10 protein-coding genes are annotated in these 11860 nt (G+C 37.3%); 9 read left to right on the forward strand and 1 reads right to left on the reverse strand.

All coding sequences use genetic code 11. The features are described 5' to 3' along the window. The first annotated feature begins 112 nt into the window (after nucleotides 1-112). The 7 genes from CKJ95_RS03465 to CKJ95_RS03495 all read left to right on the forward strand — a co-directional run bounded on the left by CKJ95_RS03465 (nucleotide 113) and on the right by CKJ95_RS03495 (nucleotide 7627). On the forward strand, nucleotides 113-1342 hold the full coding sequence (locus tag CKJ95_RS03465; RefSeq protein ID WP_099352009.1) for an NAD(P)-dependent malic enzyme: 1230 nt from the start codon (nucleotides 113-115) through the stop codon (nucleotides 1340-1342). A gap of 19 nt (nucleotides 1343-1361) precedes the next feature. Then, nucleotides 1362-1970 carry a FadR/GntR family transcriptional regulator gene (locus tag CKJ95_RS03470; protein WP_257215709.1) on the forward strand — a complete coding sequence of 203 codons (609 nt, stop codon included), beginning with the start codon at nucleotides 1362-1364 and terminating at the stop codon, nucleotides 1968-1970. Between the two features lie 197 nt (nucleotides 1971-2167). After that, nucleotides 2168-3031, forward strand: a complete 864-nt coding sequence (accD, locus tag CKJ95_RS03475) for an acetyl-CoA carboxylase, carboxyltransferase subunit beta (RefSeq protein ID WP_099352010.1) — start codon at nucleotides 2168-2170, stop codon at nucleotides 3029-3031. Next, a complete protein-coding gene (gene accA, locus CKJ95_RS03480) occupies nucleotides 3025-4005 on the forward strand; it encodes an acetyl-CoA carboxylase carboxyl transferase subunit alpha (RefSeq protein WP_099352011.1) in 981 nt (326 codons plus the stop codon). The genes accD and accA overlap by 7 nt, the downstream gene beginning before the upstream one ends. 334 nt (nucleotides 4006-4339) lie before the next feature. Continuing rightward, nucleotides 4340-5299: a 6-phosphofructokinase gene (gene pfkA / locus CKJ95_RS03485; protein WP_099352012.1), complete on the forward strand. Its 960-nt coding sequence runs from the start codon at nucleotides 4340-4342 to the stop codon at nucleotides 5297-5299. A gap of 75 nt (nucleotides 5300-5374) precedes the next feature. Beyond that, the gene (gene pyk, locus CKJ95_RS03490) at nucleotides 5375-7135 is read left to right on the forward strand and encodes a pyruvate kinase (protein ID WP_099352013.1); all 1761 of its coding nucleotides are present in this window, start codon (nucleotides 5375-5377) and stop codon (nucleotides 7133-7135) included. A gap of 99 nt (nucleotides 7136-7234) precedes the next feature. Beyond that, entirely contained in the window at nucleotides 7235-7627 is a 393-nt protein-coding gene (locus CKJ95_RS03495; protein WP_099352014.1) for an FxsA family protein, read from the forward strand. A gap of 34 nt (nucleotides 7628-7661) precedes the next feature. On the opposite strand, the gene ytvI is transcribed toward CKJ95_RS03495, so the two are convergent. Continuing rightward, the gene (gene ytvI, locus CKJ95_RS03500) at nucleotides 7662-8777 is read right to left on the reverse strand and encodes a sporulation integral membrane protein YtvI (protein ID WP_099352015.1); all 1116 of its coding nucleotides are present in this window, start codon (nucleotides 8775-8777) and stop codon (nucleotides 7662-7664) included. A 570-nt stretch (nucleotides 8778-9347) separates the two neighbouring features. Here ytvI and citZ point away from each other — a divergent pair. Then, nucleotides 9348-10466, forward strand: a complete 1119-nt coding sequence (gene citZ / locus CKJ95_RS03505; RefSeq protein ID WP_099352310.1) for a citrate synthase — start codon at nucleotides 9348-9350, stop codon at nucleotides 10464-10466. An 85-nt stretch (nucleotides 10467-10551) separates the two neighbouring features. Continuing rightward, a complete protein-coding gene (gene icd, locus CKJ95_RS03510) occupies nucleotides 10552-11826 on the forward strand; it encodes an NADP-dependent isocitrate dehydrogenase (protein WP_180271206.1) in 1275 nt (424 codons plus the stop codon). Nucleotides 11827-11860: the final 34 nt, after the last annotated feature.

The following is an 11860-nucleotide window of genomic DNA, read 5'->3' on the forward strand; positions in this document are numbered from 1 at the left end:
CTTTATTCATAATGTGTTGGACAAGTTTTAACTACCTAATTAGTATGACAAACAACTGGTGGAAAAATTGCTGCCACCAAGTTGTCTTTATAACAAGGAGTGAAATAGGGAAATGACTCTAAGAGAAGAAGCTCTACATATTCATCAAATTCATAAGGGTAAGCTTGAATCAAAATCAAAAGTTCCAGTAAGAAATGCAAAGGATTTAAGTTTAGCTTACTCACCAGGAGTAGCTGAACCGTGTAAAGCTATTTATGACGATAAGTCTAAAGTGTATGAATACACAATGAAGGGGAATATGGTAGCAGTTGTATCTGATGGGACTGCCGTACTTGGATTAGGAAACATAGGTCCAGAAGCTTCTCTTCCTGTAATGGAAGGAAAGGCTGTGCTATTTAAGAGCTTTGCAGGAGTAGATGCATTTCCAATTTGTTTAAACACAACAGATGTTGACAAGATTGTGGAAACAGTCAAACTATTAGAGCCTACTTTTGGTGGAGTCAACCTAGAGGATATAGCAGCTCCGAATTGCTTTGTAATAGAAGAGCGTCTTAAGAAAGAAGCGAATATTCCAGTTTTTCATGATGATCAACATGGTACCGCAATTGTTACAGTAGCAGGATTAGTGAATGCATTAAAGCTAGTAGGCAAGAAAATGTCAGAAATAAAAGTTGTTGCAAATGGAGCGGGTGCTGCAGGTATTGCAATCATTAAGCTTTTATATCGCTATGGAGTCCGAGATATCATCATGTGTGACTCTAGAGGTGCTATTTATGAAGGGCGCACCTTTGGAATGAATGATGTAAAAGCAGAGGTTGCAAAGTATACAAATCGTAACCGTCTAGAAGGATCTCTTGCAGATGTCCTTCAGGATGCAGATGTCTTTATTGGAGTGTCTGTTGCAGGAGCTCTAACAGCTGACATGGTAAAAACGATGAATCAGGACCCAATTATATTTGCTATGGCAAATCCTAATCCTGAAATTATGCCGGATGAAGCATTAGAAGCGGGTGCTAAAGTTGTTGGTACAGGAAGATCAGATTTTCCAAACCAAGTAAACAATGTTCTCGCATTTCCAGGAATTTTTAGAGGAGCTTTAGATGCTAGAGCAACTCATATAAATGAACAAATGAAGGTTGCAGCTGTAGAAGCAATTGCATCATTAGTGAGCCCTGAAGAACTACGTTCAGATTATGTAATTCCTGCACCATTCGACCCACGTGTTGCTCCTGCTGTTGCAGCAAGTGTGGCAAAGGCGGCTATGGAGACAGGTGTAGCTAGAATTACTGTAAATCCAGAGGAAGTTGCTGAGAAGACACGTCGTTTAGCAATTATTGAATAATGGATTGGAAGAGGTTATTGTGACATCTCCTAACTCTAAGGTTTACATTGAAATTGTTAAGCAAATTAGGTCCATCATTCAAGATGATGGACTTTCCGCTGGTGATAAAATCCCGTCTGAGCGGGAACTTTCCGAACGTCTAAATGTAGGTCGTTCCTCTGTTAGGGAGGCACTAAGGTCATTGGAATTATTAGGCCTCATTGAGACAAGAAGAGGGGAAGGTACTTTTTTAAAAGATTTCGGTGATCATCAACTGATTCATTTATTAGGTACCTTCATTATTCAAGGAGATAAAACAAAGGGTGATCTTCTTGAAACAAAACACACTCTCGAAAAATCATGTATCGAAATAGCTTGTCCTAAGATGAACGAAGAGATGCTTACAGAGTTGGAAGAAAAGCTTTGGGATACTGAGGACCCTGAGGAATTCCTTTTTAAATCAATTGTGAAAGCAACGGATAATCGATTATTACTACGAATATGGGTCGTCATATATGAATATGTCAAGTTTGTTTATGAGGAACAGACTCATGTAATAAACAAAGAAGGCTTTGAAGAGTTAGTAGCCGGACTACGTGAAAAAGATGTGGCAAGAGCTTTATCTGCCTATGAAAAAATAACATTGTAGGAATTTGTCGTGTTTTTATTGACATATTCCTACAAAAAATAAGGAAGACATTCAGTAAAGTATAAGTACATGCTTTTTTGGCAACGAAGGAAGATATAAGATTTTCCTTTTTTTCGTTACACAACTTTTTGTCTTAATACATGCAGATAAACTAAGTCGAAAAAGCTATTCCATTGAAAGTGTGAGGAGGTTCCTTTTTGTTAAAAGACTTTTTTGTAAAAAAGAAAAAATATGCTTCAATCCCTTCGGAACAAGCTAGACAAGATGTTCCAGAGGGCATTATGAGCAAATGTCCAAATTGTAAAAAAATAATGTACACAAAAGAATTAATGAAAAACGATAAAATTTGTATGAACTGTGACTATCACTATCAAATGACTGCATATGAAAGAATCGATAGCTTACTTGATGAAGGCTCTTTTATCGAGCTTGATAAAGAAATGGTCTCTGAAAATCCACTAGACTTTCCTGATTATCTTGGAAAGTTAAAGAAGGACCAAGATAAAACAGGTATTAATGAAGCAGTCGTAACCGGTGAAGGTACAATTGAAGGAAATCGTATCGTCTTGGCGATAATGGATTCAAGCTTCCGTATGGGAAGTATGGGTTCTGTTGTTGGTGAGAAGATTACTAGGGCGATTGAAAAGGCGATGGAATTGAAGGTTCCATTTCTTATCTTCACAGCTTCTGGCGGAGCTAGAATGCAAGAAGGTGTTCTTAGCCTAATGCAAATGGCCAAAACAAGTTCCGCATTAAAACTATTTAGTGATCAAGGTGGCCTCATTATATCGATAATGACACACCCAACAACGGGCGGTGTATCTGCAAGCTTTGCATCATTAGGTGACTTTAATTTCGCAGAACCTGGTGCATTAATCGGATTTGCAGGTAGAAGAATCATTGAACAAACGATTCGCGAGGATCTCCCAGAAGACTTCCAAACAGCCGAGTTTTTATTAAAACATGGTCAACTGGATGCTGTTATCCATCGTCAGGATTTAAAAGATACATTATCAAATATAGTTGATATTCATACGAACGGGGGTGCGGTTAATTGGTAGGTGAACTAGAGTTTGAGAAACCAGTCGTAGAATTGAAGAAAAAGATTACTGAGTTAAAAGAATTTACAAGTGATTCCAATATGGATCTAACAGATGAAATCTCAAAGCTTGAAACAAGACTTCAAAAACTGGAGAATGAAATTTATAGTCATTTAAAACCATGGGACCGTGTGCAAATTGCCCGTCATCCCGAAAGACCGACTACCCTTGATTATATTGAACGTATATTTACTAATTTTTTCGAGTGTCATGGTGACCGTTACTATGGGGATGATGCTGCCATAGTTGGTGGTATTGCTAAGTACCACGGTTTACCTGTAACTGTAATTGGACACCAACGAGGTAAAGATACAAAGGAAAATATCAGAAGAAATTTTGGAATGCCACATCCAGAAGGATATCGTAAGGCACTACGTTTAATGAAGCAGGCTGAAAAATTTAGTCGTCCAATCATATGTTTCATTGATACGAAGGGCGCATATCCAGGTAAAGCAGCCGAAGAACGTGGTCAAAGTGAAGCTATTGCAAAAAACCTTTTTGAAATGGCAGGCTTGACTGTTCCTGTTATCTGTATTGTAATTGGTGAAGGTGGAAGTGGAGGAGCACTTGCTTTAGGTGTAGGAAATCAAATTCATATGCTCGAAAACTCAACCTATTCTGTTATTTCTCCTGAAGGTGCAGCTGCATTACTTTGGAAAGATGCAGGACTTGCCAAAAAAGCTGCAGAGTCTATGAAAATCACAGCGCCAGACTTAAAAGAGCTAGGGGTTGTAGATGAAATCATCCCAGAAGTAAGAGGTGGAGCTCATAAGGATGTTGCAGAACAAGCAGCTTCCATCGACACCGTTCTCTTACAATCATTAAAAGAATTACGTAAATTAAACAAAGATGAGTTAGTTCAACAACGCTATCAAAAGTATAAAAAGATTGGCCAATTTACAATAACTGAAGAAGAGTTTATCGGAGTTCAGTAATCAAAGTGGACGTGCATCTAACGAAATGTTTAGGGCACGTTTTCCTTTGTTTCCGCATAATCAGGAGACGGTTGAATAAATCGAAATTCTCCGGAATTGAAATGTGATATTCAACTGATTATGAACATGTACAAAATATTCAAAATTCCCCTCACATAGTATTCTATTTAATTCTCGATTTTTCTACACAATTTCACAATTTTTTCTGTATTTATTACGGTATCTTAGTTGTTTTACTTATATATTAGTGTTATTTTATACATATTGCACAAAATAGTAAAAGCGAATAATCACAATTCGTGATTCATGATTATTTTTACATAGAGGTGGAAAAATGAAAAGAATAGGTGTTTTAACTAGCGGTGGGGATTCACCAGGGATGAACGCTGCGATTCGTGCAGTTGTACGAAAAGCAATCTTTCACGATATAGAAGTATATGGAGTTTATCAAGGATATGCTGGACTAATAAGTGGACAGATAAAACAATTAGAGATTGGATCTGTTGGTGATATAATTCATCGCGGTGGTACAATGCTTTATACTGCTCGATGTGAAGAATTCAAAACAGAAGAAGGTCGTAAAAAAGGTATTGAGCAATTAAAAAAGCTTGGAATAGAAGGCTTAGTTGTTATCGGTGGTGACGGCTCTTACCGTGGTGCCCAAAAGCTAACTGAACTTGGCTTCCCTTGCGTTGGTGTTCCAGGTACTATTGACAATGATATCCCGGGTACTGATTTTACGATTGGTTTTGATACAGCACTAAATACAGTTATTGATGCTATTGATAAAATAAGAGATACAGCAACTTCACATGAGCGTACATATGTAATTGAAGTTATGGGTAGACATGCTGGTGACCTTGCATTATGGGCGGGATTAGCTGGTGGTGCTGAAACAATCATTATTCCGGAAGCAGAACACGACATGGATGAAGTTATCGCTAAGCTTAACCGTGGCCATGACCGCGGGAAGAAGCATAGTATTATTGTCGTAGCTGAGGGTGTAGGTAGTGGTGTTGAAATCGGTAATAAGATTCAAGAAGCTACAAATTTTGAAACAAGAGTGAGTGTCCTTGGACATATTCAACGTGGTGGTTCTCCAACTGCATCAGACAGAGTATTGGCAAGTCGTCTAGGTGCAAAGGCTGTTGAATTGTTGTTAGAAGGAAAAGGTGGACGTGCTGTTGGTATTCAACAAAACAATCTAGTTGACCATGATATTATGGAAATTCTAGATCGTAAACATACAGTTGATAAGAAGATGTATGACCTATCCCAAGAGCTATCCATTTAAAATATATTTGAGTAAAATTCTTTTAGAAGTGTTGCTAATCGCTGATTTAAAGCGATTATAGAGGAGGAAAATGTAATGAGAAAAACAAAAATAGTTTGTACGATAGGACCTGCTAGTGAAAGTATTGAAAAACTGGTTGCTTTAGCAAACGCAGGAATGAATGTAGCTAGACTTAATTTTTCGCATGGTGACTTTGAGGAGCATGGTGCACGTATTAAAAACATTCGTGAGGCTGCTAAAATCACTGGCAAAAACATTGCGATCCTACTAGATACTAAAGGGCCAGAAATTCGCACAAACACAATGGAAAATGGTGCTATTGAATTAGTTGAAGGTTCGACTGTCACTCTTTCGATGGAAGAAGTCATTGGTACACCGGAAAAATTCTCGATTACATATCCGGGTTTAATTGAAGATGTTCATCCAGGCTCCAGAATTTTATTAGATGATGGATTAATCGGATTAGAAGTACTAGAAATTAATCAACAAAAGCGTGAAATCCTAACAAAAGTATTAAATAGTGGAACATTAAAAAATAAAAAAGGTGTGAACGTACCTGGGGTTCGAGTGAATTTACCTGGAATCACTGAAAAAGATGCAAAAGATATCGTATTCGGTATCCAACAAGATGTCGATTACATTGCAGCTTCCTTCGTTCGTCGTGCTTCAGATGTACTTGAAATCAGAGAATTGCTCGAAGAAAATAAAGGGGAAGCTATTCAAATTATCCCTAAAATTGAAAACCAAGAGGGTGTAGATAACATCGATGAGATACTTGAAGTATCTGATGGATTAATGGTTGCTCGTGGTGACTTAGGTGTTGAAATTCCTGCTGAAGAAGTACCACTAGTGCAAAAAGATCTAATTAAGAAGTGTAATGCCCTTGGAAAACCCGTTATTACAGCGACACAAATGTTAGACTCTATGCAACGAAATCCTAGACCAACTCGTGCGGAAGCAAGTGACGTTGCGAACGCTATTTTCGATGGTACAGATGCGATTATGCTTTCAGGTGAAACTGCTGCTGGTACATACCCAGTTGAGGCCGTACAAACAATGCATAATATTGCGTCTCGTGCAGAGAGTGCTTTAGTTCATCGTGAAATCTTATCTCAACGCAGTAAAATCTCAGGTACCACAATTACAGATGCAATTGGACAATCAGTTGCCCATACTGCGCTTAATTTAGATGTATCTGCAATCGTGACTCCTACAGAAAGTGGTCATACTGCAAGAATGATTTCAAAATATCGTCCTAAGGCGCCAATCATTGCCGTTACTGCGAACGAGTCCACAACTAGAAAGCTTTCTCTTGTTTGGGGTGTGTACCCACAAACAGGTAATGTAGCTAAATCAACAGATGAAATGCTTGACAACTCAGTTGAAGTTGCATTAAATACTGGAATTATCAAACCAGGCGATTTAGTTGTGATTACTGCAGGTGTTCCAGTCGGCGAGTGCGGAACTACAAACATTATGAAGATTCATGTTGTTGGTAATACCCTTGCAAATGGACAAGGTATTGGGAGAAAATCAGCTTTTGGTAAAGTAGTTGTAGCAAACACTACTGAGGAAGCAGAAGCAAAAATGTATGACGGTGCAATTCTAGTAACAACTGCTACTGATCGTGATATGGTAAAATACGTGGAGCAGGCATCTGCTTTAATCACGGAAGAAGGCGGTCTTACTAGCCATGCAGCTGTAGTAGGATTAAGTATCGGAATTCCTGTGATTGTTGGTGTAGAAAATGCAACAACACTTTTAAAAGATGGACAAGATATTACTGTTGATTCATCCCGTGGAGTGATATACGAAGGACATGCAAATGTTCTATAAAAAGGAGAAGGGAAACCTTCTCTTTTTTTGGTGTTTTACTACTCATTTTTAGACTAGAAACGTATAATATAAGAAAAGCCTTCATCTGAGGAGGACAATATGAGAATTTTACTAGCATTGATTATTATTGTACCGGCATTAGAAATTAGTGTCCTTATTTTCTCTGGGAAGACGCTTGGAATTCCAATCACATTGTTGTTGATTATTCTTACTGGTGTAATTGGGGCATGGTTAGCGAAAAAACAAGGGCTCGATACACTTCATCGTGCTCAACAACAAATGAATTATGGACAGGTCCCTGGTGAAGCCATTATGGATGGGATTTGCATCCTTATCGGTGCGGTATTGCTTTTAAGCCCTGGTTACATTACAGATCTAACTGGTTTTTTCTTACTTATTCCTGCAAGTAGGAATCTGATTAAACCGGTTATTGCCAACTGGATTAGACGAAGAATGGAGCGAGGAAATGTCACAGTTATTCGTCGTTGGTAAAAAAAGAAAGCCATTGCGGTCGCAATGGCTTTCTTTATGTTTCTTTCCCAATAATAAATCCCCATACATCCCGAAATACGCCTGTTGTATATAGGGTTCTTATAATTACTAACGTAACGGGTCCAATAATTAACCCAACGAATCCAAATAATTGGAAGCCAACGAAAAGTGATATCAAAGTTGCCAATGGATCTAATCCAATACTAGAAGAGATAATCTTAGGCTCCATAACTTGGCGTTGTACAATGACAACAAGGTATAGTATACCAAGTCCTATTGCAAATGCTAGATTCCCACTAAAAGCAGAATAAATGATCCATGGTACGAACACAAGTCCAGTTCCCAAATATGGAAGTAGATCAACGAGTCCGATTAATAACGCAATTGTGATTGCATAATCGACTCGTAAAATTAACAGGCCAACTAATACAATCCCCGCTGTGATTGAAATCAATGTTGCTTGAGCTTTAACAAATCCAAATAATGCTTTTTTTAATTCCACAAATACGGACTTTCCACTTGTTCGAGCTTTTATTGGAATAAATTTTCGTCCCATAATCACAAATTTATTCCAATCTTTGCTAATAAAAAATGTGGCTAACAGCGAAAATACTATTACTGTCGCTGCATTTGGCAGCCAGCCCAGAAACTTTGGAATATTTTCTAAAAATGCCTTAACAAATTCCCCAACATTTGTCGCAATAGTTGTACCAACATTGCTGACATTATCCATAATCGTTTGCTGTTGGCCTTGGTCCAAGTTATCAAACATACTCGTTATTCTTTCATATAGAGGAATAATCTGGCCAACTATTAAATTTTCCAAATAAACAACTAGGTTTTGAAAATGCTGTGGCACTTCTTTTGCTAAATAGTTTGCACCTGAGATAATCTCAGCGATTAATAATGTAAGTAAACCTGTTACTACGCCAAATACTAGCAAAATCCCTATAAATACGGATAACCCACGTGGTAACCTGACTTTACGCTCCATAAAATTCACAAGTGGATTAATAAGGAATGCTATCAATAAAGCAAAAATAAACGGATATGTAAGTCTAAAAAGAAAATAAAACAAGATGAAACCAATGACAATTAATGCAATAACCAATAAAAATCGAAGAAAACCATACACATAGTTAATGTTCAAACTTTTTCCTCCCTAGGAATTTCTTGCATATTTTTATTTTACAATCTCTTTGATTACTTTAAAAGTATTACGAAGAAATGAAATATAAAGTTTCCAATTATGGAGAAAAAGTTTTATTTATGTTATCATACGTTATGAGCAAGTGAAAAAAATTAAAGAACAAAACACTAAATATGCCAAATTTAATTGGTTTTAAGTCTAGTAAACGGCCCTGTTAACTAGAAAAATGAAAACCCATTCGTAAAAATGTTTTTGTGTAATAATAATTTATTAGGGGAAATTTGTCTCTTTTGATTCACAAAAGTCTGATTATTTATTATAATAGAGTCAGGGGTTATTTATTTCCTACATATTTATTCGCTTTCACTTGCATAAACAACTTTTATTGTCACAATATTATATTGATATTTGTGGCCATGAGCGTTTTTTTCAAAAATGAAAGCATTTACTTCACTAGATTACAATGTTTAAAGCATAAATAACGATGTGATAATGTGTTTTGTTTTTGAGCGTGCGCTCAATTTACCTCTATAAATGAGGTAGGGGAATATGAAAAAAGGAGAGGGTCATATGACAGCAACAAAGGGGCTTGAAGGAATTGTAGCTACAACATCTTCTGTCAGTTCAATTATTGATGACACTTTAACGTATGCGGGATTCAATATTGACGATTTAGCGGAAAATGCTAGTTTTGAAGAAGTTATCTACCTATTATGGCATCGCAAACTTCCAAATAAAGAGGAGTTAGCTGAATTAAAACAGCAACTTGCTGAAAATGCAAGTTTACCTCAAGAATTATTAAATCATTTCAAAACTTACCCAATTGATAAGGTTCATCCAATGGGGGCACTTCGCTCAGCTGTTTCACTATTAGGACTATATGATGAAGAAGCAGATGTAATGGATCCAGAAGCTAATTATCAAAAGGCAATCCGCCTACAAGCAAAATTACCTACAATTGTTACCGCTTTTTCTCGTGTTCGTAAAGGATTAGATCCAGTTGCTCCACGCACAGATCTAAGCTTCGCAGCAAACTTCTTATATATGCTTAGTGGGCAAGAACCAAGCGAAATTGCAGAAGAAGCATTCAATAAAGCATTAGTACTTCATGCTGACCATGAACTTAATGCATCTACATTTACAGCACGTGTTTGTGTTGCAACTTTATCAGATGTTTATTCAGGTATTACTGCTGCAATTGGAGCTTTAAAGGGCCCGCTTCACGGTGGAGCTAATGAAGCTGTTATGAAGATGCTAACTGAAATTGGTGAAGTTGAAAACGTAGAGAATTATATAAACACTAAATTAGCTAATAAAGAAAAAATCATGGGGTTTGGTCATAGAGTTTACCGTAAAGGTGACCCACGTGCAAAACACTTGAAGGCAATGTCTCAAAAATTAACATCGATTACTGGCGAACCAAAATGGTATGAGATGTCAACAAAAATTGAAGAAATTGTTACGAGTGCAAAACCATTACCACCAAATGTTGACTTCTATTCAGCATCTGTATACCATAGCTTAGGTATTGATCATGATTTATTTACCCCAATTTTTGCAGTAAGCCGTGTTTCTGGATGGTTAGCTCATATTCTAGAGCAATATGATAACAACCGTTTAATCCGTCCACGTGCTGAATATACTGGTCCAGGAATGCAGACATACGTTCCGATGGAACAAAGAGGTTAATAAATCTAACAATATATATATTAATAGGTTGAAGTATTTTAGGGAAAATTTTTCTTGAAATACTTCTTAAGAACTTTAGGAGGTAATACTAGTGGCAGGAGAAAAAATTACAGTATCAAATGGTGTACTAAACGTACCAAACAATCCAATTATTCCTTTTATCGAAGGTGACGGAACAGGTCCAGATATTTGGGCAGCAGCTTCACGTGTATTAGAAGCAGCTGTTGAAAAAGCGTACAACGGCGAAAAATCAATTGTTTGGAAAGAAGTATTAGCAGGGGAAAAAGCTTTTAACCAAACTGGTGAATGGTTACCAGAAGAAACATTAGATGTTATTCGAGAGTACATAATTGCGATTAAAGGACCTCTTACTACACCAGTTGGTGGTGGTATTCGTTCATTAAACGTTGCATTACGTCAAGAACTAGATCTATTTACTTGTCTTCGCCCAGTACGTTATTTTACAGGTGTACCTTCACCAGTTAAGCGTCCAGAAGATACAGATATGGTTATCTTCCGTGAAAACACAGAAGATATTTACGCTGGTATCGAATATGCACAAGGTTCTGAAGGAGTTCAAAAGCTTATTAACTTCCTACAAAATGAACTAGGTGTAAATAAAATCCGCTTCCCAGAAACTTCTGGTATCGGTATCAAGCCAGTTTCTGAAGAAGGTACAAAGCGTCTAGTACGTGCTGCTATCAACTACGCAATTGAACAAGGCCGTAAATCACTAACCCTTGTTCATAAAGGTAATATCATGAAGTTTACAGAAGGAGCTTTCAAAAATTGGGGCTATGAGCTTGCTGAACAAGAGTTTGGCGATAAAGTATTCACTTGGGCTCAATATGACCGCATCGTTGAAGAAGAAGGTAAGGATGCTGCAAATAAAGCACAAGCTGATGCTGAAGCTGCAGGTAAAATCATTGTAAAAGATTCAATCGCTGATATCTTCTTACAACAAATCTTAACTCGTCCACGTGAGTTCGATGTTGTTGCTACAATGAACTTAAATGGTGACTACATTTCTGATGCTCTAGCTGCACAAGTTGGTGGTATCGGAATCGCTCCAGGAGCAAATATTAACTATGAAACTGGCCATGCGATTTTCGAAGCAACACACGGAACTGCACCTAAATATGCTGGTTTAGATAAAGTTAACCCTTCTTCTGTACTATTATCAGGTGTATTAATGCTTGAACACCTTGGTTGGAATGAAGCAGCAACTCTAATCATGAATTCAATGGAAAAAACAATTGAATCTAAGGTTGTAACATATGACTTCGCACGTCTAATGGAAGGCGCTACAGAAGTAAAGTGTTCAGAGTTTGCTAATGAACTAATCAAAAACTTAGGCTAATCATAGAACAAGTAACTACCCTAATAGGGTAGTT

The sequence above is a fragment of the Fredinandcohnia onubensis genome, from assembly GCF_002734285.1.
Taxonomy (GTDB): Bacteria; Bacillota; Bacilli; order Bacillales; family Bacillaceae_L; genus Ferdinandcohnia; species Ferdinandcohnia onubensis_A.

Excerpts from the sequence above, each read along its gene's own strand:
- CKJ95_RS03465 (WP_099352009.1), top strand. The coding sequence starts at position 113 with ATGACTCTAAGAGAAGAAGCTCTACATATTCATCAAATTCATAAGGGT.
- pfkA (WP_099352012.1), top strand. The coding sequence starts at position 4,340 with ATGAAAAGAATAGGTGTTTTAACTAGCGGTGGGGATTCACCAGGGATG.
- pyk (WP_099352013.1), top strand. The coding sequence starts at position 5,375 with ATGAGAAAAACAAAAATAGTTTGTACGATAGGACCTGCTAGTGAAAGT.
- CKJ95_RS03495 (WP_099352014.1), top strand. The coding sequence starts at position 7,235 with ATGAGAATTTTACTAGCATTGATTATTATTGTACCGGCATTAGAAATT.
- citZ (WP_099352310.1), top strand. The coding sequence starts at position 9,348 with ATGACAGCAACAAAGGGGCTTGAAGGAATTGTAGCTACAACATCTTCT.